Origin of the sequence: Streptomyces griseus subsp. griseus (assembly GCF_000720255.1) — a bacterium.
GTDB classification, from domain to species: domain Bacteria; phylum Actinomycetota; class Actinomycetes; order Streptomycetales; family Streptomycetaceae; genus Streptomyces; species Streptomyces griseus_I.
Genome location: NZ_JOJE01000068.1, coordinates 1 through 21,430 on the forward strand (window position 1 = coordinate 1; position 21,430 = coordinate 21,430).

The following is a 21,430-nucleotide window of genomic DNA, read 5'->3' on the forward strand; positions in this document are numbered from 1 at the left end:
ACGCACCACAGCAATCTCGTCCGGAGTCACACACCCTCAACGCCGCACCCGTCCCGAAGGACACGCGCCACCACAACCGACCTGACCAAGCCCTACTAGACACGCGAGCACCGGCCCCGGTTGCCCTGAAGGCTCCGATCTGTCTGTGATGGGGTCAGTGCACGTACGGGCCGCCGGTCGGCTGCGGGGTGCCGCGCGGTACGAGGCCCAGGGCTACGACTGCGGCGGCGGCGGCCGCCACGGCGCACAGGGTGAACGCGTCGGCGAAGCCGTCCACCGCGCCCCGCTCGAAGCCGGCGGCCGCGACCGTGGAGACGACCGCGACTCCGACCGAGCCGCCCACCTCGTGAAAGGTGTTGACGACTCCGGAGGCGAGCCCGGCCTCCCGGTGCTCGACCATGGCCAGGGCGGTGGTCGTGGCGGTGACGAAGACCGCGCCGATGCCGAGGGAGGCGGTCACGAAGCCCGGCAGCAGCCAGGCGTACACGCTGCCGTTCTCCGTCAGCCGGGTCAGCGGGACGGTGCCGGCGGCCGCGACGGCCATGCCGGCGACGGCCGTGGGGCGGCTGCCGATCCGGCCGACGAGCCGGGAGCCGAGGTGCGCCCCGGCACCGGTGGCGACGGCGACCGGCAGGAAGAACATCCCGGTCCGCAGGGGGCTGAAGCCGCGGATGTACTGGAGGTAGGCGGACCCGAGGAAGAAGAAGGCGATCAGCAGGGCCGTGGCGATCAGCATCAGGAAGGCTCCGGCGAGCACCGGCCGCCGGGTGAACATCCGCACGTTGATGTAGAACACCCACGGCCAGCCGGGTCCGTCGGTCAGGGCGCCGCCGAGGAGTACGCCGGCCGCGGAGCCGGTGCCGCCGATCGCCGCCCAGACGCCGAGCGCCTTGGTGCGTTCGGGGCCGTGGAAGGTCGTGGTGACGAGGGACAGCGCGGCCGGGGACAGCAGGGCCGCGCCGACGCCCTGGCCGATCCGGCCGCCGAGCAGCGTCGGGGCGTTCTCGGCCAGTCCGCTGACCAGTGAGGCGGCGGTGAAGAGCGCGAGTCCGGCGAGCAGGGTCCGGCGGGCGCCGAGGGCGTCGGCGAGGCGGCCGCCGAGCAGCATCAGCCCGCCGAAGCAGAGGGTGTAGGCGGTGACCACCCAGGTCAGCGACTCCCGGCCGAGGTGGAGGTCGGACGCCATGTCGGGCAGGGCGACGTTCACGACGGTGACGTCGAGGATCAGCATGAACTGGGCGAGACAGACCAGCGCGAGGGCCGTCCAGCGGCGCGCGTCGGAGGGTGGGTGGTGGTGTTCGGCCGTGTGGGGCGCACCGGCCGTGGAGTGAGTCATAACTGAACCATACTGTTCAGTTCATATGAACTCAACAGTACAGTTCAGGTGGATGCTAGGGTCGTGGTCATGAGCGTGGACAGCGTCAAACCGCCCCCGAGCGGCCCCCGCGCGGAGCTCAAGCGGCTGGCCATCGTGCGGGCCGCCCGCGAGCTGTTCCTGCGTGAGGGCTTCGGCGTGGGAATGGACACCATCGCCGCCGGGGCGGGCGTGTCGAAGGTGACCGTCTACAACCACTTCGGCAGCAAGGAAGCCCTGTTCACCGCGGTCATCACCGACGCACTCGACGAGCCGCTGGCCGGTGAGTCGTCGGCCGCGCTGGAAGGTCTGGCCGAGGCCGAGGACCTACGGGCCGCCCTCGTCGAGGCGGCCCGCGCCTGGGTGGCCGCCGTCCGCGCCAACCACGAGGTCACGGCCCTGCGCAACCTCGTCGCCGCCGAGCTCCACCGCTTCCCCGAGCTGGGTGAGGCGTGGCGGCACCGCGGCCCCGAAAACCACCACCCCGCGGTCGCGGGCGCCCTGCGCGCCCTCGCCGAGCAGGGCCGGCTGGAGATCCCCGACCTGGAGGTCGCGATCATCCAGTTCTACGGCCTCCTGGTCTTCCCGCACATGGTCTTCGGCTCCTACGGCACCCACCTCGACGACGGCCTGACGGACCGTCTCGTCACCAGTGGCGCCACCATGTTCCTGGACCACTACGGCGCACAGGGCACCTAGGGGCTCAGTGAGCGTGCCCACCCGCGGTGGCGCCCGCGTGCACCGTGAAGGCGGCCGTGCGGACCTTCCCCTCGTGCTGGAAGTCCAGGAACAGGCGGTAAGTGCCGGGGCTCGGCGCGGTGGCCGTGAAGGAGACCTCGGGGCCGGGTCGGGTGCTGCCGTCGCCGGGCTCGCCGTTGGGGTGGACGTGCAGGTAGGCGAGGTCACCGGCGCGCAGGGCGACCAGGTGGCCGTAGGCGCCCAGGTACGGCTGGAGGTCGCGGACCGGCTTGCCGTCCTTCGTCACGGTCAGCGTCAGTTCACCGGCCGCGCCCGGGGTCAGGTCGCCGTCCAGTTCGACCTCGTAGCCGTCGACCCTGGCGGTGGCGTCACGCTCGGGCAGCGGGGCGGGCTGGTACGGGCCTGACGCCCCGAGGTCCGCGCCGAGGGTGAGCGCCTCGCCGCCCCGGGGCTTGAAGTCGGCGAAGACGCGGTAGCCGCCGGCCTTGGGCAGCTCCACGGGGGTGGACCAGGTGCCGTCGGCGGCGCGGGCGGGGTGCAGATGACGGTAGACGGTGAGATCACGCGAGGCGACGATCAGGTGCAGCTCCTTGCCGTGTTCGCGCTGGTAGGCGGTGACCTTGCGACCGGTGCCGTCCTGGACGACGGCGAAGCGCAGCTCGGCCTTCCGGCCGGCTTGGAGGCGCGGGGTTTCGAGGTCGAGCGTGTAGCCGTTCCGTGAGATCTCGAGGCCGCCGGGTGTCATCGCCGCGTGCCCATCGGCGCTCTCCTCATGACCTCCGGCGCTCTCCTCATGACCTCCGGCGCTCTCCTCATGACCTCCGGCGCTCTCCTCATGAGCTCCGGCACCCTCGTCGTGCCCGGCGTCCGCATGGCCGGCCGCACTCTCGTGGGCGCCGCCCTTCGGTTCGGGGGAGATCGCGTCGAACGTGCCGCCCACGCCGTAGGCGGTGCCGAACGTCGCGGCGAGAGCGGTGGCGAAGACGGTGATCCGCAGTCCGGTGTTCATGGCCCACTCCTCAGCTTCGGGCCGCTCGTGAACGCGGCCGACGCGCTTCAACATACCCCCTAGGGGTATCAAGTCAAGCAGAGATCACCCCTTGCGATGAATACGGGTGGGGGGTATACATGGAGCCCCGCCAGATACCCCCCATGGGTATAACAGGCCGACCGACCAATTGTGGAGAACCCCATGTCGAACTGCTGCGCCACTGACGGAAGCTGCCACACCACCGCGGAGATCAGGACCACCTACAAGGTCGACGGCGTCGGCAGCGCCCACTGCCAGGGCGTCGTCGCCAGGGCCGTGGGCGGTCTGGACGGGATCACCGCGGTCGACGTCGAGATCGGCACCGGACTGGTCACCGTGACGACCGCCACCGAGCCGGACGAGGCGCTCGACGCCCTGATCGCCGAGACCGTCGACGAGGCCGGCTACGACTTCGCCGGCCGCGCGACCGCCTGACCCACGAGCCGGGAAGGGCCGCACCGGCTTCGCGACCCCTCCCCGCCCCGCCTGTCGCACATCGCGTCCGTGAATTCCGAGGAGCAGACATGACCACCACCACGCCCGGTGCCGCCGAGGTCGAACTGGCCATCGGCGGCATGACCTGCGCCTCGTGCGCCGCCCGCATCGAGAAGAAGCTCAACCGCATGGACGGGGTCGAGGCCACCGTCAACTACGCCACCGAGAAGGCGAAGGTGACCTACCGCGACGACGTCGCCGTCACGGACCTGATCGCCACCGTGGAGGCCACCGGCTACACCGCGCAGGAGCCCGCGCCGGCCCCGACCGAACCGGAAGCCGACGGCGGACCCGCGCGGGACGGGGACGACGAACTGCGGCCCCTGCGCCGGCGGTTGACGGCCGCCGTGACCCTCGCCGTCCCCGTGATCGCGCTGGCCATGGTCCCGGCCCTGCAGTTCGAGTACTGGCAGTGGCTCTCGCTCACCCTGGCGGCGCCCGTGGTGACGTACGCCGCCTGGCCCTTCCACAAGGCCGCCTGGACCAACGCCCGGCACGGCGCCGCCACCATGGACACGCTGATCTCCGTCGGCACGTCGGCGGCGTTCCTGTGGTCCCTCTGGGCGCTGTTCCTCGGCACCGCCGGCACGCCCGGCATGACCCACCCCTTCGAGTTCACCATCGCCCGCACGGACGGCGCCGGGAACATCTACCTGGAGGCGGCCGCCGGTGTGACGGCCTTCATCCTGGCCGGGCGGTACTTCGAGGCGCGTTCCAAGCGGAAGGCGGGGGCGGCACTGAAGGCCCTGCTGGAACTGGGCGCCAAGGACGTCACCGTGCTGCGCGACGGCCGTGCGGAGCGCATCCCGGTCAGCGCGTTGACGGTCGGCGACCGGTTCCTCGTACGGCCGGGCGAGAAGATCGCCACCGACGGCGTGGTCGTCGAAGGGTCGTCCGCCGTCGACGCCTCCATGCTCACCGGCGAGTCGGTGCCGGTGGAGGTCGGTACCGGGGACGCCGTCACCGGGGCCACCCTGAACGCCGGCGGCCGCCTGGTCGTCGAGGCCACCCGGGTCGGCGCCGACACCCAGCTCGCCCGGATGGCCAGGCTGGTGGAGGACGCGCAGAACGGCAAGGCCGCCGCCCAGCGGCTCGCCGACCGGATCTCCGCGGTGTTCGTCCCGGTCGTGATCGCCCTGGCCCTCGGCACCCTCGGCTTCTGGCTCGGCAACGGGGCCGGGCCGGCCGCCGCGTTCACGGCGGCGGTCGCCGTCCTGATCATCGCCTGCCCCTGCGCCCTGGGCCTGGCCACGCCGACCGCCCTCATGGTCGGTACGGGGCGCGGGGCGCAGCTCGGGATCCTCATCAAGGGGCCGGAGGTGCTGGAGACGACACGCAAGGTCGACACCATCGTCCTGGACAAGACCGGCACCGTGACCACCGGCAGGATGACGCTGCTCGCCGTGGACACCGCCGACGGCACCGACGAGACGGAGGTCCTGCGTCTCGCGGGCGCCCTGGAGCACTCCTCCGAGCACCCCGTCGCCCGGGCCGTCGCCTCCGGCGCCGCCGCCCGGGCCGGCTCCCTCCCCACTCCCGAGGACTTCGCGAACCTCGCCGGTCTGGGCGTCCAGGGGATCGTGGAGGGCCACGCGGTCCTCGTCGGGCGGGAGAAGCTGCTGGCCGAGTGGGTCATCTCGCTGCCGGAGGAGTTGCGGCGGGCCAGGCAGGAGGCGGAGGCGGCCGGACGTACCGCGGTCGCGGTCGCGTGGGACGGCGAGGCCCGCGCGGTCCTCGAAGTCGCGGACGCCGTCAAGGAGACCAGCCCGGAGGCGATCGGGCGGCTGCGCGCCCTCGGTCTGACGCCGATGCTGCTCACCGGTGACAACAGGGCGGTCGCCGAAGCGGTCGCCGCCGAGGTGGGCATCGCGCCCGAACACGTCATCGCGGAGGTCCTGCCGCAGGACAAGGTCGACGTGGTCAAGCGCCTGCAGGACGGGGGCCGTTCGGTGGCGATGGTCGGCGACGGCGTGAACGACGCCGCCGCGCTGGCCCAGGCCGACCTGGGTCTGGCGATGGGCACGGGGACGGACGCCGCCATCGAGGCGGGCGACCTGACGCTGGTGCGGGGCGACCTGCGGGTCGCGGCGGACGCGATCCGGCTCTCCCGCAGGACGCTGCGCACCATCCGGTCCAACCTGTTCTGGGCGTTCGCCTACAACGTCGCCGCCCTGCCGCTCGCGGCCGCCGGCCTGCTGAACCCGATGATCGCCGGAGCGGCCATGGCCTTCTCGTCGGTCTTCGTGGTCGGCAACAGCCTGCGCCTGCGCGGCTTCCGGCCGGCCGCCGGCTGACGCGACCACCCGAGAAACTCCCCACGACCCCTGAAAGGCCCCGGCCCGCCGGACTGTGCCGGCGGGCCGGGGCCCCGTCATGTGTCCTTCGCGGACTCGGGTCGGGTCAGTCCTTTCCGTTGAGCCGCCAGATCTGGTTCTTCTTGGTGGTCAGGGTGCTGCCGGTGTCGCATGTCCATTGGTGGACCAGGGCGCCGGGTGCGGTGGAGATGGTGCTGACGTCGACGCACTTGCCGCTGTGCACGGCGACGAGCTGGTAGTCGTGGCTGTTGCCGAGCGCGGTCACCGGCCGGAGCGTGAAGCGCTGGTTGGCGCCGTTGAGGCAGGTCCACTGCTGGACGGCGGCGCCGTCGGCCGTGGAGAGCTGGCTGATGTCCAGGCACTTGCCGCTGTAGTGGTTGACGACGGTGTAGGTGTCGGTCGTGCCTGCGACCGGGTGGAAGTCGAAGATCTGCTCCTGTCCGCTTCCGCAGGTGTTCTGCTGGTACTGGGTGCCGTTGGCGGTGGACTGGCCGGGGTCTTCGAGGCAGAGCCCGCTGTGCTGGGCGACGGCCGTGGAGGAGAAGCCGGTCGAGGCACCGATGTGCAGGCTCGTCGGCGCGAAGGAGATCTGGTCCAGGTGGGGCGCGGAGCTGGACCGCATGGGCTGTCCGATGTCGCTGCCGCCACCGGAGTAGACCACGCCGATGGTGGTGCCGTCCCAGTTGTAGAGCTGTGAGGCGGTGAACTTGACGGTGTTGGCGCCCTTGGTGAGGGTCACGGGGACGGTGTAGTTCTGGAACTGGTTCCAGTGCAGGGTGCTGGCGAAGTTGACGCGGGCGGGGTTGCCACCGTTGACGCTGACGTCGGCGTGCTCGGCGTACAGGTCGGGGTTGTAGTGGTTGGAGGGCAGTTCCTCATTGTTGGCGAAGCGCATGGTCATGGCGTAGGTGCCGGCCGCGGGCGCGTTGACGTTGACGGTCAGGGAGTTGGCCGTGCCGTTGCCGATGCCGGTGACGACGCCGCCGTTGGCCTGGCTGTAGGTGTTGTCGACGGCCGCGGTGCCGGTGAGGGTGCCGTTCTCGGCCTGGTAGGTGACGACGTTGCCGGTGGTGACGGGGTCGGTGGCGCTGAACGGGGTGACGGCCAGGTCGTCCAGGGCGAGGGTGCCGCTGGCGCCGGTCACCTTGACCTTGTTGATGCCGCCGTTGAGGTACACCCGGTTGGTGGAGGTGTACCAGGCGCCGGTCGTCGCGCCGGAGAGGACCTGGTCGTTGACGGTCTTGCCGTTGACGGTGAGGTCGGCTTGGCCGGTGTTGCGGAAGCGGGCGGTCAGGTCGGCGTATCCGTCCCGTGCGGAGTAGACCCAGAACGTGGCGGACTTGCCGGAGGTGAGGTTCACCGCGCCCGCGCCGGACTGGCCCTGCGAGGTGTAGGTGGCGGTGCCGCTGTCGGAAAGGTTCGCCTGCTCGGCCTCGTAGAGCGTGGTGCCCTGGAGGGAGGCGTCCTTGTACTGCAGGTCGATCTTGTCGATGATCGCGTCGCCGACGGTCGCCGCGCCGTTGTCGCCGGTGGTGGCCAGGGTGATGGTGTGGCTGCCGGCGGTGAGGTGCACGGTGGCGTCATCGTGTCCCCACACCACCCACTGGAAGCCCACCGGGATGTCGATCCTGGTGGAGGCGCCGCCGTCGACCCGCGCGTACACGTTCGTCGGGCCCTTGACGTCGGCGTCCTTGGCGTAGCTGTTGCCGAACACCGACAGGTTGTAGTCGCCGGTGGTGGGGACGGAGACGTTGAAGGAGATCACCGCGGTCGAGCCGGTGCGCAGGCCTCCGACGTCCTTGGTGCCGGAGGTGGCGAACTTGCTGACGTTGCCGGTGGTGCCTTCGGTGTTGATGTTGTAGCCGCTGCCGCTGAGCGTGGCGTTCTCGGCCTCGTACGTGCCCGTCCAGGTGCTGTCGGAGGCGGTGGCACTGCCGGTGCCGCCCGGGGAGACGATCACCTGGTACGCGGACATACGGTCGAGGGCGATGGGGACGGTGATGGAGCCGTCGGCGCCCACGGCGACGTCCGCGTCGGAGAGCCGGGTCGGGGTCGCCGCCGCGCCGATGTAGCCGCTGTAGCGGTCCTGGAACACGCTGACGTGCACGGTGCTGCCGAAGACGGCGGGGTCGATGTTCTTGATGACCGTGTCGGAGGCACCGCTGGTGCCGCCGCCGGCGAGGATGACCCGGGCCTGCTTCTTGGCCGTGTCCAGACTCGCCACGCCCTGCAGGGTGTACGCGGCGTTGTCCCCGGTGCTGGTGACCTTGACGGTGTTGCCGCCCTTCATGGAGCTGTACCAGTTGTAAAGCCACCACTGGGCGTTGGGCGTGTTCTGTGCGGCCGCGGAGTCGCCGAGGTTGCCGTTGATGTTCCAGTACGGCAGGTTGCCGTCGACCTTCTCGTCCTCGATGCCCGCGATCCACTGGACCATCTGGCCGGGGTCGGTCAGGTGGTAGCGGTGGGCGTACTCGTTGAGGTTGACGGTGATCGGGGTGACTCCCGCGGCGGTCTCCGCGGCCCGGTAGGCGTCGACGGTGCTGCGGACGTCCGCCGGGCTGCCCAGGGTGTGCCAGGTCACGACGTCCGGCAGGCAGTTGTTGGCCTTGCAGTAGGTGAGGAAGGTGTTGAGGGTGGAGGCGCTGAAGCCGGCGAGGTTGGGCCCTGCGAGCCGTGCCGCGGGCCAGATACCTTTGATGAAGTTGTAGGTCTGGCGCCACTCGTCGTTGAAGGCGGCCAGCGTCGACGAGTTGCTGCGCATGCCGTTGAACCAGCCTATGTCGGGCTCGTTGTAGGGCACGAAGACGATGTGGCTCGCGTAGGGGCTGGACATCGCCTGCTCGACCTGGGTTCTCATGTACCCCTGGTACTGCGAGTAGCTGGTCCGTTCGTAGACCGTTCGGTACACGTCCGTCATGTAGATCATGACGTCCTTGCCGCCGCTGTCCACGAACGGCTTCGCGATCTCCAGGGTGTCCGAGCCGGGGTGCTGCTGACCGTCCTGGTACTTGGTGTTGGTGGTCGTCAGCCCCATCCCCTCGATGAGGTTGTTCGTCGGCACATCCGGTCCGTACAGGCCGTACAGGGCGCCGGAGGCGCCGCCGCGGAAGGCCCCGGTGGTGTTGCCGAGGTCGACGGTGAGGGTGGGGTTGGCGGCGGAGGCCGGCGTCGCCGTCACGGTGGTGACGCCGGCTATGACGGCCAGCGGGAGGAGGGTTTTGGTGATGCCGTGGAGAAGACGTCCGGTGGTCGAGCGTCTTTGCCCGATGGTTGGCATGTGCTTACGTCCCTTCAGGGATAGAGCTGGTTGCTGCCGCGCCGGCCCCCGTGCCGGGCGTATGGGCACACATGTGCCGTGGGAGGCGTGACTAGGGGGGAGCGGGCACGCCGAACGGTGACGGTGGGAAGAGGCGGGCCAGGAGTCAGGCGTCGGCGGAGGACGCCGCGGTGGCGGGTCCGGTGCTGGCCCTGAGCGAGATCGGCGGCGCGAGAAGGTGGTGCCGGGCCGGAGCGTCGGAATGGTCGAGCCGCTCGGCGAGCAGTTCGACGGCACGGCGGCCCATCTCCTCCGCCGGTACGTCCGCCGCGGTGAGCTGCGGGGTCACCGTCTCCGCCCACCGGCCGGCCACGACCCCGGTGACGGAGAAGTCGCGCGGCACATGACGGCCTGCCTGGGCCAGTCCCCGGTAGAGGCCGCCCAGGGCCGCTTCGTTCAGCGTGACCAGGCCCGTGGTGGCCGGGTCGTCCCGCAGAATCCGCTCCACGCAGGCCTCGCCCGACGCGGCGTCGTCCCCGCAGCAGTACGTCCGCACCGTCAGTCCGCGTTCCGCCGCGGTCTTGGTGAAGCCGTCCAGGCCCCGGTGGGCGGACTCGTATCCGGCCCGCAGCAGCTGCTCGGGACGGTTGACGAAGGCGATCCTGCGGTGGCCGAGGTCCGCGAGGTGGTGGACACACGCCGCCGCCAGCGCGGTGTGGTCGAGGCCGACCCACCAGCCGCTCTCCGGGTGAGCGGTGCGGCCGATGGCGACGGAGGGGAAGTCCAGCGCGGCCAGGTGATCGACCCGGTCGTCCTGGAGCCTGATCTCCATCAGGATCGCGCCGTCGACCCGCCGCTCCCCCAGCAGCCGCTGGAACGAGCGGTCGCTGTCCACACCGCTCGGAGAGAGCAGCACGCCGGTAGCCCAGTTCGTCGATGACCCGCTGGATCTTCAGACGGGTGTCGTCGGAGACCGGGCGCTTGCCGCTGAGGGCGTACGACACGGTGCTCCGCGAGACACCTGCCCGCTTGGCTATCTCACCGATGTTCACGGAGGACTCCTCGCTGTACGTCGAAGCGGTTCGATCTTTCGGATCCAGTCGGTAAGGTCACGACCGTCGAACCGGTTCGCGTGCAGTGAAATTAGGAGCTACCCGCAGGAGTGTCAACGCCTCGCGCCGAATTTCTCGTAACGGCCGGAGAACGTCAGAAGTGCGCCGTGGCCAGGACGCTCCCGTCCGGAGCCGTCAGACGGGCGCCGGTCACCGCCGACGGGTCGGCGTCGACCGCACCTCCCCAGGATCCGTAACCGTCCTTGAGCGGGAACGACCCCACCGCGACCGTCGACCCGTCGGCGTGGACGAGCAAGCACCGCACGGGGCCCCGGCCGGCCGCGTCGAGGTCGACGGACATGTACACCCAGCCCTCGGCACCGGTGTGCGCGAAGATGCGGCCCACCTCATGGCCGTCCGAGACCAGGGCCGCCTCCCGCAGGCCCCCGTCCGTCCGCTGCGCGACCGCCGCCGGCGCGCCCTCCACCGCCGTACCGACCGCCCACCCGCCGAAACCGCAGGCCACGGCCGCGGCCACGCTGGCCGCCGCCAGTCGTAGCCGGTGCCTACGGGGCTTCGCCGCGGGCGTCGCGCCCAGTGCCCGTACGACCCGGCTCTCGAAACCGACCGGCGGCTCGGCGCCCGGCAGCAGCGCCAGCAGGCCGTCGCCGACCGTCGTCAGCCGCTCTACGTGCTCCCGGCACTCCGGGCAGCGGTCCAGATGGGCGACCGCCTCGGCCCGCTCGCGGGCGGGCAGGACCCCGAGCGCCAGTTCGGCGTCCAGCTCTCGCAGCCGCTCGCACTCCATGCCGCTCACCGCCTTTCCTCCGCCTCGAGAAGGGCCCGAACCTTGAGCGTCCCGGTCCGGATCCGGGTCTTCGCCGTGCCCAGCGGAACGTTCTCGGCGTCCGCGACCTCCCGCGCCGTCATCCCGTAGATCCCGGCCATCGCCAGGGCCCGCGCCTGCTCCCGGGGCAGCGCGGCCACCGCCCGCCGGACCCGCTCCGCGCTGTCGTCGGCGAGCGCCCGCCGCTCGGGGGTCTCGGTCACGATGCCGATCAACGCGTCCAGGTCCTCCGGGGCGACCGGGCTCGCCCGCCGGGCCCGTACCGCGTCGATCGCCATGTTGTGCGCGATGGCCGTCAGCCAGGCCCGTACGGAGCCGCGCCGGGGGTCGTACACCTGAGCGTGCCGCCAGGCCCGCTCGAAGGTCTGCTGGGCGACGTCCTCGGCGAGCTGGGGGTCGCCGAGGACGGAGAGAGCCACGCCGAAGACCATGCGCTGGAAACGGCGCACGAACGCCACGGCGAACTCGGGATCGCCCGTCGTCAGGCCGGAGAGCAGCGCCTCGTCGGGGATCCGCCCCGGGGAAAGGCCCATGCGCCACATATCAGGGATACGTTCCGCCGCCCGGAATGGATTGCCTTACGCCAATTCTCCGCCCACGCGATCCCGCGGACCGCAATCCCGCGGACCGCAATCCCTCCGCCCCTCAGCGCCGTACCCCTTGCAGGGGGACGATCCGGAGGGCCGACTCATGACCATCCCGCACATCCGTCACCGCCTGCTCCTCGGCGTGGCCGCCGGCGGCCTGACCGCCCTGCTCGCCGCGTGTGGAGGCGGCGGCAACGGCGGCAGCGCCGGCAGCGCCGGCAGCGGTGACACCACGACCCCGCCCCCGCCGAAGGCCGGCGCCTCGGCGGCCCAGGTCACGGCGGCGCTGACCGACTTCCACATCAAGCTCTCGACGGAGAAGTTCCAGCCCGGCCGGTACACCTTCACCGCGAAGAACATGGGCGAGCACGAGCACGCCCTGGAGATCGAGGGTCCCGGCGGCGAGAACCGCAGCAAGACGCTGGATCCGGGTCAGTCCACGACCCTCACGGTGACGCTGAAGGCCGGCTCGTACGAGGTCTACTGCCCGGTCGACGGACACAAGGACCTCGGCATGAAGACGGCCATCACCGTCGGCGCGGCCCCGGCACAGTCCAGCAACCACACATCTTCAGGGAACGGCTACTGAGGCAATGGCTACCAAGGCAACGGCTACCAACTCGACGGTCACCAAAGGAACTGCCGCGAAGCTCGTCCTGCGTCTGGCCGGCGTGGGTCTGACGGCGGCGATGGCCGCGATCCATCTGCGCCTGTGGGCCGAGGGCTACCGGTACCTCGACACCATCGGCCCGCTCTTCCTGGTCAACGGCATCGTCGGCATCCTGCTCGCCGTGGCGCTGCTGGTCACCCCCGTACGCCGGCTGGGCCCCGTCGCCGCCGTCACCGCGCTGTTCACGGCCGGCACGCTGGGCGCACTGATCCTGAGCCTCACCACCGGCCTGTTCGGACTGAACGAGTCGCTCGACGTGGAGCTGGTCCGCCCGACCCTGTACGTCGAGACGGCGGGCACGGCCGTCCTGACCGTCCTGGCGGTGGCGACCCTCCTCCACCGCCCCCGCCCCGAGCGCCACCCCCGCCCTCAGCGTCGACAGGTTCGACACATACCGCAGTGACGCGATGCCTTGTCCTTGGCCTCGGTCACCAGGGGATGACGCCGTCGTCCTCGAAGAACGAACCGGTGGGGCCACCGTCGGGCAGCGTGGCGAGCCGGATGGCCGTGGCCGCGCCCTGCTCAGGCGTACGGGGTCCGTAGAAGCCGTTGAAGTCGGTCGCGACCAGGCCCGGGCAGACGGCGTTGATCAGGATGCCCGTACCGGCGAACTGCCGGGCGTACTGCACGGTGACGGCGTTGAGGAACGACTTCGACGGCGCGTAGGCCGCCATGACGGGGCCGATCTCGATGTCCGGGTCCGCCTGCCGGGTGAGGGAGCCGACGGAACTGGAGACGTTGACCACGCGCGGCGACGCCGAGCGCCGCAGCAGCGGCAGCATCGCGTTGGTCACCCGGATGACTCCGATGACGTTGGTCTCCACGACCGTGCGGACCAGGTCGAGATCGAGCGTGGTCGGGTCCTGCACCCACCCCGGCCCGGTTTCTCCCGAGATGCCGGCGTTGTTGACCAGAACGTCCAGGCGCCCGGCCCGCCGTTCGACCGCTTCCGCGGCATCGGCGACGCTCCGGTCACCGGTCACGTCCAGGGGCACCCCGAACGCGTCCAGTCCGGCGGCGCGCAGCTTCTCGACGGCGGACTCTCGCCTGGCCTCGTCGCGGGCTCCCACGCCCACGCGGTACCCGAGCACGCCCAGCCCGTTCGCGATCTCGTACCCGATTCCCTTGTTCGCGCCGGTCACCAGCGCGATCTTCGTTTCGCTCATGCCGCTGATGTTCGCTCGCGGACGAGCGGCGCATCCAACACCGATACGGTGTCCTGTCATACCCGGTGGGTATCACCGAAGTACGCTGCGGCCATGGACACCCTGGAGACCCGCGAGCTGAGGTATTTCATGGCCGTCGCGGAGGAACTGCACTTCGGCCGCGCCGCCGAGCGCCTCGGCATGGCCCAGCCACCGCTGTCCCGGGCGATCCAGCAGCTCGAACGGCGCCTCGGCGTCTCGCTGCTGCAACGCAACCGCCGCGGCGTCTGCCTGACCGGCGCGGGTGAGGTACTGCTGCACGAGGGCCGTGCGGCCCTCGACGCGGCCACCGCCGCCGCTCGCCGCACCCGTCGCGCCGGTGGCGCCGGCACTCCGGACGGCCTCCGCAACCGCCTGGTGCTGGCGGTCAAGGCCGCCGCGTCCCACGAACTGCTGCGGAAGCTGCTCGACGCCTACGCGGCCGAGCCCGACGCCGCCGAGATCGAGGTGCTGCCGTGCGGCTCGTGCGAGCAGGAGGAAATGCTGCGCGACGGCCGCGCCGACGTGGCGCTCATGCACATGCCGTACAACTCCCTCGCCGGGTTCGACAGCGAGGAACTGCTGACCGAGGGACAGATCGCCGTCCTGCCCGCCGGGCATCCCCTCGCCGCGCGCAGGACTCTGACCCTGGCCGACGTCAGCGACATCCCCGACCTTCCGCTCGCCCGCTGGCCCCGCCACGGCACCTACCCACCCGGTCCGGGCCCCGAGGTCCACGACCAGACACAGCTGGCCCAGCTCATCGCCCTCGGACGCACCATGGCAATCATCCCCGACTCCGCCCGCGCCTGGCTGTGGGCCGAGCACACCGCCGTCCCCCTGACCGACGCGCCCCCCGTCGTCACTTACGTCGCCTGGCCCGCGCACAGCCGCTCCCTCGCCCTGGCCGGGCTGATCCGCACGGCCACACAGCTGTGACCCTCTCTCGCCTCGGCTTTCCGTGAGCGCCCGCCTCCCGGCCGGGCTTCACGCCAGGCCGTTGACCAGCCCCGTGAACAGCGAGGGCAGGCGCACGGCGGTGGGGACGACCAGGTGCGCCAGTCGGGGGTGGGCGCGGAGACGTACCAGGGTGTCGGTGAGCAGGCGGTGGCGGCGCGAGGCCCGGCGCCAGGCGTGTTCGTAGTCCAGGGGCCGGTCGCCTCGGACGCAGCGGACGAGCTGGGCGGCACCGGCCAGGGCGAGGGAGACGCCTTCACCGGTGAGCGCGTCGATGTAACCGGCGGCATCGCCCACCAGCAGGACCCGGCCGACCACCCGGCCACGGACCCGTTGCCGCAGCGGTCCCGCGCCGCGGACGGCGGAGGAGGCGTGCGGGGGCAGGCGGTCAGCCAGCGACGGAAAGCCGGCGAGCTGCACGTCGAACGGAGCCCGCCGGCCGGTCAGGATGGCCACGCCGAGCAACTCGGGCCCCAGCGGGGTGACGTAGGCCTCGGCTCGGGCCGACCAGTGGACCTCGACGTGGTCGGTCCAGGGCGCGACGGCGAAGTGTCTGCGCAGCCCGTAACGGGGTGGGCGCGGATCGGGCAGGTCCAGGCCGAGGTGCCGGCGGACGGGCGAGTGCAGACCGTCGGCGGCAGCGAGGTACCGGGCGGTGAGCCCGGCTGCGGTGACGCGGCGGGCGTCCTGCCGGACTGTCGCCGGATCGACCTTGACCGGGTGCACCGGGACGCCCAGCTCCGCCGCGCGCCTGGCCAGTGCCGCGTGCAGGTCCGTACGCCGCACTCCCCGACCGTGCCCGTGGCGGAAGTCGGCCTCGGCGTGCCGGGTGTCGTCCTCGGCGTCGAGGTAGCGGATGCCGCGCAGCGGGTGCCCGGGCAGGGCGATGCCCAGTTCGGCGAGGGTCCGTACCGCGCCCGGCATGAGCCCTTCGCCGCAGGCCTTGTCGACCGGCGTCGGCCGGGGTTCGGCCACGGCCACGTCGAGTCCCGCGTGTACGGCGTGGATCGCGGTGGCGAGTCCGGCCGGCCCGCCGCCGACGATCAGCAGGTCGAGCATGGCGGGACCGCGGCGGCCGGGGGCGGGGCGGACCGGGCCAGTGCCGTGTTCTCGCAGCGGAGCCGGACGCTCAGGAGGGGCAGGTTGAGCAGGGTGAAGGCGGTCGCGGTCAGCCACGCTCCGTGGACCAGCGGCAGGGCGAGTCCCTCCACGACCACGGCGAGGTAGTTGGGGTGGCGCAACAGCCGGTAGGGGCCGCCGTCGACCAGCGGCAGGCCGGGCACGACGATGACACGGGTGTTCCAGCGCGGCCCGAGGGTGCTGATGCACCACCAGCGCAGCGCCTGCGCCCCGAACGTGAGGGCCAGCATCGGCCAGCCGAGCAGCGGCAGGAAGGGCCTCGGGGCGAGCTGGGTCTCGATGAGGCAGCCGGCCAGAAGGCCGGTGTGCAGGGCGACCATCGCCGGGTAGTGGCCGTCCCCGTACGCCACGCCGCCGCGGGCGCGGCTCCAGGAGGCGTTGCGGCGCGCGACGAGGAGTTCGGCGACCCGCTCGGCGGCCACGAGGAGGATCAGCACGGTGTAGCCGGTCATCCGTCACCTACCAGCGCAGGAGCACGAGTTCGGAACTGAAGCCCGGCCCGAGCGCCAGCAGCAGGCCGGGGGTGCCGGGCGGGGGCGGACGCAGGGCCAGGGTGTCGCGCAGGATGTGCAGCACGGAGGCGGAGGAGAGGTTGCCGACCTCGGCGAGGGAGCGCCAGGTCAGCTCCAGCGAGTCGGGCCCGAGGCCGAGTGTCTCCTGGAGCGCCTCCAGCACCTTGGGGCCGCCGGGATGACAGACCCAGCCGGTGATGTCGTCCGGCTTGAGGTCGTGTGCGGACAGGAAGGAGCGCACCTCCTCCCCCAGGTGGAGCCGGACCAGTTCGGGCAGTTCGGCGTCGAGCACGATCGTGAAGCCGCTGTCGCCGATGTGCCAGCCGAGGGCGTCCTCGGTACCTGGGTACAGGCGGGCGCGGGTGGCCACCACGTGGGGTCCGGCGTACTCATGGCGGCGGGGATGGTCGCGGCCGACGGCGACCAGCGCGGCGGCGCCGTCGCCGAAGAGGGCACCGGCCACCGCGTTCCGCGCGGAGGTGTCGCCGCGTTGCAGGGTGAGGGAGCACAGCTCGACCGAGAGCAGCACCGCGACCTGATCCGGATGGCCCCGCAGGTAGTCGTGGACCCTGGCCAGCCCGGCGGCGCCGGCGGCGCAGCCCAGGCCGAAGACGGGCACGCGCTTCACGTCCGGCCGCAGCCCCAGGCGCCCCGCCAGCCTGGCCTCCAGTGACGGGGCGGCGATACCGGTGACCGAGGTGGCGAAGACGAGGTCCACCTCGCGCGGGAGGATCCCGGCCTGGTCCAGGGCGGCTCGCAGTGCCTCCTCGCCGAGCCGCAGACCCTCCTCGATGAACAGGTCGTTGGCCTGGCCGAAGCCGTCCAGCAAGGCGTACCGCTCCAGCGGCAGGGCGAGATGGCGGGTGCGGACACAGGCCGTGGCGTGCAGCCGGTCCAGCACGCCGCGGTCCCGCTCAGAAGCCCCGACTCCGGCAAGGCGCATCCCCGCGAGCGCGTCGGCGATCTCGCGCTGGTGGTAGCGGTGGGCGGGCAGCACTCCGTGGACAGCGGCGATACGCGTCATGCAGTGAAGGATAGATACCAGCATGACGAATCCTCATAACACGCGTTTTACTGGCATTTCATGTGTGTGGCGGCAGAGGGACCGAGCCGACCGCGCCTAGCATTCGGGGCGTGCGCAGCGTCGTAACCTCGGCAACCCCGACCACGGCAGAACCTCGCCGCCGAGGGCCCGGGCGCGCCGTCGGCCTGCTGCTGGCCGCTCACCCCGCGCCCTCGGTGGCCGTGACCGCGGTGGTCACCGCGCTGGCCACCGCCTCCGGGCGGGGCGGTGCCGGTACGGCGCTGATCGCGGCGGCGGTGCTCACCGGGCAGCTGTCGGTGGGCTGGAGCAACGATCTGATCGACGCCGACCGGGACGTGGCCGCCGCACGCCGTGACAAGCCCCTGGCGACCGGGGTGGTCTCCGTGCGGGCGGTGAGGATCGCGGCGGGCTGCGCGCTCGCGGCCTGTGTGCCGCTCTCCCTCGCGAACGGGTGGCAGGCGGGAAGCGCACATCTGATCGGCGTGATGGCGGCCTGGGGCTACAACCTCGGCGTCAAGCGCACCGTCTGGTCGTGGCTGCCGTACGCGGTCGCCTTCGGGCTGCTCCCCGCGTTCGTCACCCTCTGCCTGCCGGGTGCCCCGTGGCCGCACTGGTGGGCGTCGGCCGGCGCCGCGCTGCTGGGGGTGGGCGCCCACGCCGCGAACGTCCTGCCGGACATCGGCGACGACCTCGCGGCGAACATCCGCGGCCTGCCGCAACGCGGTGGCCACCGCGGCGCTCGGACGCTGGCGGCGGCGGCACTGGCCGCGGGGTCGGCCGTGCTGGTCCTGGGCCCGGCTGGACCCGTCGGCCTCCCCGCCCGAGCCGGGCTCGCGGTGGCCTGCGCGCTCTCGCTCGCCGTCGCCCTGTGGCCGGCGGGGCGGAGCCGGACCTGCTTTCTCGCCTGCCTGGGCCTGGCCGCCCTGGATGTCGGCCTGCTGCTCCTGCGCGGCGCGCGTCTGGCGTGACGAGGCGGCACCTGTCGAGCGTGCGGGTGTGTCCCTGATCGACGGCACGGGATGGCACGGCCGCGACGAACGTCCCTTCCTGCACATGGCCGGGACGGAGTGCTCACGGCGTGGCTCCGATCGGGACGGACATGGCCGCGGCTTCGGTGGCGTCCACGGGCACCTTCGCTTCGGAGCCGCGCAGGTCCAGCACGATGAGGACGGCCGCGGCGACGCCCAGATAGATGAGCAGGTTGATCAGCGCCTGGCTGGTTCCGTGGCCGTCGAAGTAGATCGTGTGGTGCAGCAGGATGTAGCCGTTGCGGGGCGGCAGGTATGGCCCGATGTCACGCCAGAAGGCAGGCAGGTACGGCACCCCGCTGGCACCGCCCGACGACGGGTTGCCCAACAGGGGGACCACGATGACCGTCACCAGGGTGCCCACGGCTCCGAGCAGCTTCTGCAGGATCGCGGCGACGAAGGCGACCACGGCGACGAGCAGCGAGCAGATGGGCCAGGTGATCCAGAACTTGCTGCTGGGGAACCCTTCCAGCCAGTAGCAGACGATCAGGTCGACGACCAGGCCGCTGACGACGGCGAACGCGGCGAGCTGGGCGGCACGCCAGCGGCCTGCCGCCTGGCCGGTGACGGCCATGAGAAGGGTCGAACTCATGTATCCGCCTATGAGCAGGGGAACGAGCATGATCCCCTGGACCAGGCCGAACGGGTCCTTGGCCGCCAGCGGCAGCGGGGCGTACTGCCGCACCGTCAGCTTCTGCCCGGTGCTCCGGGCCGCCTGCTCGAACCGCAGTGCGAGATCGAGCGGCGCCAGGTCACTCATGGACGGCGCCACGATCAGACCCTTGACCCGGGGGTGGCCTGACTGGTCGGTGACGGCTGCGTTGGGCCGGCCCGCCTCACCGTACCCGCGGCGGTCCCTCGCCCTGACGGGACGCCGAGACGAATTCCACGTGGAGTATTGCCAGAGCCGAATGTTACCGCTCACACTCCTCCTGCATCGTCATCCCCTGCCGATGCCATCTCACGCCGATGTCTGTGCAGCCCGAAAAGTGTGAACGGTAATACCCCTGGGCCACGGGCGCGCCCCTGCCAAGGAAGGGTTGGTTTCATGTCATCTGGGAGAACCGGGGTGACGCGCTGGACGAGACGTGTCGTCGTCCAGGCGTTGGTCCTCGCTCTGGCCCTCGCCGGGCTCGTGACCATGGGCGGAGGCCGGGCGCCGTCGGCGGACCTGGGCCGGACCGAGCCGGCCGCCGTGAGTACCCGTCAGATCCCGGTTCCCCCGGCTCCGATGGGCTGGGCCTCATGGAACAGCTTCGCCAGCAGCATCGACTACAACACCATCAAGGCCCAGGCCGATGCCCTGGTCTCGTCCGGCATGGCCGCGGCCGGCTACCAGTACGTCAATATCGACGACGGCTGGTGGCAGGGCGCCCGCGACAGCAACGGCAGGATCGTCACCGACGAGAGCATCTTCCCCGGCGGCATGAAGGCCATCGCCGACTACATCCACAGCAAGGGCCTGAAGGCGGGCATCTACACCGACGCGGGCAAGCAGGGCTGCGGCTACTACTTCCCCACGACCAGACCCGCGGCGCCCAACACCGGCAGTGAAGGCCACTACCAGCAGGACATGCAGACCTTCCAGGAGTGGGGCTTCGACTTCGTCAAGATCGACTGGTGCGGCGGCAACGCGGAGGGCCTCGACCAGGAGACGACGTACAAGGCGATCAGCGCCGCCAACGACGCCGCGGCCGCGATCACCGGACGCAAACTGGTCCTCTCCCTCTGCGAGTGGGGCACCGGCAACCCCTGGAACTGGGGCGCGGGCACGGCCCCGATGTGGCGTACCAGCACCGACATCATCAACTGGGGCAACAGCCCGTCCACGGCCAAAATGCTGGCCAACTTCGACAAGACGCTGCACCCCTCCTCCCAGCACACCGGGTACTACAACGACCCGGACATGCTGATGGTCGGCATGAACGGCTTCACCGCCGCCCAGAACCGCACCCACATGAGCCTGTGGGCGATCTCCGGCGCTCCGCTGGTGGCCGGCAACAACCTCACCACCATGAGTGCCACCACCGCGTCCATCCTCAAGAACCCCGAGGTCATCGCGATCGACCAGGACGCCCGCGGCCTCCAGGGCGTCAAGGTCGCCGAGGACACCAAGGGGCTGCAGGTCTACAGCAAGGTCCTGTCGGGCACCGGCAAGCGTGCCGTGCTGCTGCTCAACCGCACCTCGTCCGCGGCGTCGATCACCGCCCGCTGGGCCGACCTGGGCCTGACCACGGCCTCCGCCACCGTGCGTGACGTATGGTCGGCGACCGACGCGGGCAGCTTCGCGACGAGCTACTCCGCCACGGTCCCCGCCGGTGAGGCGGTTCTCCTCACGGTGTCCGGCACGGAAGGCTCCGGTACCACCTACGAGGCGGAGTCCTCGGCCAACACCCTGGCCGGCACCGCCGCCACCGGCACCTGCGCGTCCTGCTCCAACGGCTCACTGGTCGGTTGGATCGGCAACGGCTCGGCCAACACCCTGACGTTCAAAAGCGTCAGTGCCTCGGCCTCCGGCGTGAAGCTCGCCACCATCGCCTACGTCAACGGCGACAGCACCGCCCGTACGGCCACGCTGCAGGTCAACGGCCAGCAGCCGACGGTGGTCTCGTTCCCGCCGACCGGCTCATGGTCCGCCCCCGGCACCGTCTCGGTGCTGGTCGGCCTCGCCAAGGGCGCCACCAACATCCTGAAGTTCTCCAACGGCGGCGGCTGGGCGCCCAACCTCGACGCCGTCCTGCTCCAGGGCATCCCGGGCACCGACGGGAACGAGATCATCGGAGCCGGCTCCGGCCGCTGCCTCGACCTCGCCAAGAACACCATCACCAATGGCACCCAGCCCGCCCTGTGGGACTGCGTCGGCGGGCACAACCAGACCTTCACCTCGACATCGCGCGGCGAACTCGTGGTGTACGGCAACAAGTGCCTCGACGCGGACAACGGCGGCACGACCAACGGTACGAAGGTCATCATCTGGGACTGCACCGGCGGCACCAACCAGAAGTGGACCGTCAACCCGGGCGGCACCATCACCAACAACCTGTCCGGCCTCTGCCTCGACGCCGTCGGCAACGGCACCGCCAACGGGACCAAGATCGACCTGTGGTCGTGCAACGGCGGGAGCAACCAGCGGTGGACGCTCAACTGACGGACTGATCCCACCGTTCGGTACGGATCGGCGGGCGGGCCGGATTCCCCGGCCCGCCCGCTCGTGCACAGCCGCGCCGCACGCCGTGGCGGGAGAGCCTCGACAGGTGGC

18 protein-coding genes and 1 pseudogene are annotated in these 21,430 nt (G+C 71.3%); 8 read left to right on the forward strand and 11 right to left on the reverse strand.

Going from position 1 to position 21,430, the window contains the following annotated elements:
- Positions 1-154 precede the first annotated feature (154 nt).
- Positions 155-1,336, reverse strand: coding sequence for an MFS transporter (locus IG99_RS41575; RefSeq protein WP_037683892.1), 1,182 nt, complete (start codon positions 1,334-1,336; stop codon positions 155-157).
- 69 nt (positions 1,337-1,405) lie between these two features.
- Here IG99_RS41575 and IG99_RS41580 point away from each other — a divergent pair, with 69 nt between their 5' ends.
- Entirely contained in the window at positions 1,406-2,053 is a 648-nt protein-coding gene (locus tag IG99_RS41580) for a TetR/AcrR family transcriptional regulator (protein ID WP_037683924.1), read from the forward strand.
- Positions 2,054-2,057: 4 nt separating this feature from the next.
- On the opposite strand, the gene IG99_RS41585 is transcribed toward IG99_RS41580, so the two are convergent.
- Positions 2,058-3,062 carry a hypothetical protein gene (locus tag IG99_RS41585; RefSeq protein WP_037683893.1) on the reverse strand — a complete coding sequence of 335 codons (1,005 nt, stop codon included), beginning with the start codon at positions 3,060-3,062 and terminating at the stop codon, positions 2,058-2,060.
- Positions 3,063-3,245: 183 nt separating this feature from the next.
- Between IG99_RS41585 and IG99_RS41590 the strand changes: the two genes are divergently transcribed.
- Both IG99_RS41590 and IG99_RS41595 read left to right on the forward strand, forming a co-directional pair.
- A complete protein-coding gene (locus IG99_RS41590) occupies positions 3,246-3,518 on the forward strand; it encodes a heavy-metal-associated domain-containing protein (protein ID WP_037683896.1) in 273 nt (90 codons plus the stop codon).
- An 89-nt stretch (positions 3,519-3,607) separates the two neighbouring features.
- Positions 3,608-5,872, forward strand: coding sequence for a heavy metal translocating P-type ATPase (locus IG99_RS41595; protein ID WP_037683898.1), 2,265 nt, complete (start codon positions 3,608-3,610; stop codon positions 5,870-5,872).
- 106 nt (positions 5,873-5,978) lie between these two features.
- Here IG99_RS41595 and IG99_RS41600 read toward each other — a convergent pair whose 3' ends face one another.
- The 4 genes and pseudogenes from IG99_RS41600 to IG99_RS41615 all read right to left on the reverse strand — a co-directional run bounded on the left by IG99_RS41600 (position 5,979) and on the right by IG99_RS41615 (position 11,590).
- Positions 5,979-9,170, reverse strand: a complete 3,192-nt coding sequence (locus IG99_RS41600; protein WP_037683901.1) for an RICIN domain-containing protein — start codon at positions 9,168-9,170, stop codon at positions 5,979-5,981.
- Between the two features lie 145 nt (positions 9,171-9,315).
- Positions 9,316-10,201: pseudogene (locus tag IG99_RS41605) on the reverse strand (LacI family DNA-binding transcriptional regulator).
- A gap of 154 nt (positions 10,202-10,355) precedes the next feature.
- Positions 10,356-11,009 carry a hypothetical protein gene (locus IG99_RS41610; protein WP_037683926.1) on the reverse strand — a complete coding sequence of 218 codons (654 nt, stop codon included), beginning with the start codon at positions 11,007-11,009 and terminating at the stop codon, positions 10,356-10,358.
- Between the two features lie 5 nt (positions 11,010-11,014).
- On the reverse strand, positions 11,015-11,590 hold the full coding sequence (locus IG99_RS41615) for an RNA polymerase sigma factor (protein ID WP_037683902.1): 576 nt from the start codon (positions 11,588-11,590) through the stop codon (positions 11,015-11,017).
- A 148-nt stretch (positions 11,591-11,738) separates the two neighbouring features.
- Here IG99_RS41615 and IG99_RS41620 point away from each other — a divergent pair, with 148 nt between their 5' ends.
- Both IG99_RS41620 and IG99_RS41625 read left to right on the forward strand, forming a co-directional pair.
- Positions 11,739-12,224 carry a plastocyanin/azurin family copper-binding protein gene (locus IG99_RS41620; RefSeq protein ID WP_037683903.1) on the forward strand — a complete coding sequence of 162 codons (486 nt, stop codon included), beginning with the start codon at positions 11,739-11,741 and terminating at the stop codon, positions 12,222-12,224.
- A 4-nt stretch (positions 12,225-12,228) separates the two neighbouring features.
- Positions 12,229-12,708: a DUF1109 family protein gene (locus IG99_RS41625; protein WP_107056162.1), complete on the forward strand. Its 480-nt coding sequence runs from the start codon at positions 12,229-12,231 to the stop codon at positions 12,706-12,708.
- A 25-nt stretch (positions 12,709-12,733) separates the two neighbouring features.
- Here IG99_RS41625 and IG99_RS41630 read toward each other — a convergent pair whose 3' ends face one another.
- Positions 12,734-13,471, reverse strand: coding sequence for an SDR family oxidoreductase (locus tag IG99_RS41630; RefSeq protein WP_037683904.1), 738 nt, complete (start codon positions 13,469-13,471; stop codon positions 12,734-12,736).
- Between the two features lie 93 nt (positions 13,472-13,564).
- On the opposite strand from IG99_RS41630, the gene IG99_RS41635 reads away from it, so the two are divergent.
- Positions 13,565-14,428: a LysR family transcriptional regulator gene (locus tag IG99_RS41635; RefSeq protein ID WP_037683905.1), complete on the forward strand. Its 864-nt coding sequence runs from the start codon at positions 13,565-13,567 to the stop codon at positions 14,426-14,428.
- Between the two features lie 48 nt (positions 14,429-14,476).
- On the opposite strand, the gene IG99_RS41640 is transcribed toward IG99_RS41635, so the two are convergent.
- From IG99_RS41640 to IG99_RS41650, 3 genes are read right to left on the reverse strand one after another with little or no spacing between them, the layout of a single operon-like run.
- Complete coding sequence (locus IG99_RS41640) at positions 14,477-15,505, reverse strand: NAD(P)/FAD-dependent oxidoreductase (protein WP_037683907.1); 1,029 nt, start codon at positions 15,503-15,505, stop codon at positions 14,477-14,479.
- A complete protein-coding gene (locus IG99_RS41645) occupies positions 15,490-16,038 on the reverse strand; it encodes an isoprenylcysteine carboxyl methyltransferase family protein (protein ID WP_037683909.1) in 549 nt (182 codons plus the stop codon). The genes IG99_RS41640 and IG99_RS41645 overlap by 16 nt, the downstream gene beginning before the upstream one ends.
- A gap of 7 nt (positions 16,039-16,045) precedes the next feature.
- On the reverse strand, positions 16,046-17,122 hold the full coding sequence (locus IG99_RS41650) for a type III polyketide synthase (RefSeq protein WP_037683910.1): 1,077 nt from the start codon (positions 17,120-17,122) through the stop codon (positions 16,046-16,048).
- A 110-nt stretch (positions 17,123-17,232) separates the two neighbouring features.
- Between IG99_RS41650 and IG99_RS41655 the strand changes: the two genes are divergently transcribed.
- The gene (locus tag IG99_RS41655; RefSeq protein WP_078948228.1) at positions 17,233-18,111 is read left to right on the forward strand and encodes a UbiA family prenyltransferase; all 879 of its coding nucleotides are present in this window, start codon (positions 17,233-17,235) and stop codon (positions 18,109-18,111) included.
- Between the two features lie 103 nt (positions 18,112-18,214).
- On the opposite strand, the gene IG99_RS44580 is transcribed toward IG99_RS41655, so the two are convergent.
- Positions 18,215-18,931, reverse strand: a complete 717-nt coding sequence (locus tag IG99_RS44580) for a hypothetical protein (RefSeq protein WP_051866580.1) — start codon at positions 18,929-18,931, stop codon at positions 18,215-18,217.
- Between the two features lie 288 nt (positions 18,932-19,219).
- Between IG99_RS44580 and IG99_RS41665 the strand changes: the two genes are divergently transcribed.
- Positions 19,220-21,319: a lectin gene (locus IG99_RS41665; protein ID WP_051866581.1), complete on the forward strand. Its 2,100-nt coding sequence runs from the start codon at positions 19,220-19,222 to the stop codon at positions 21,317-21,319.
- Positions 21,320-21,430 lie beyond the last annotated feature (111 nt).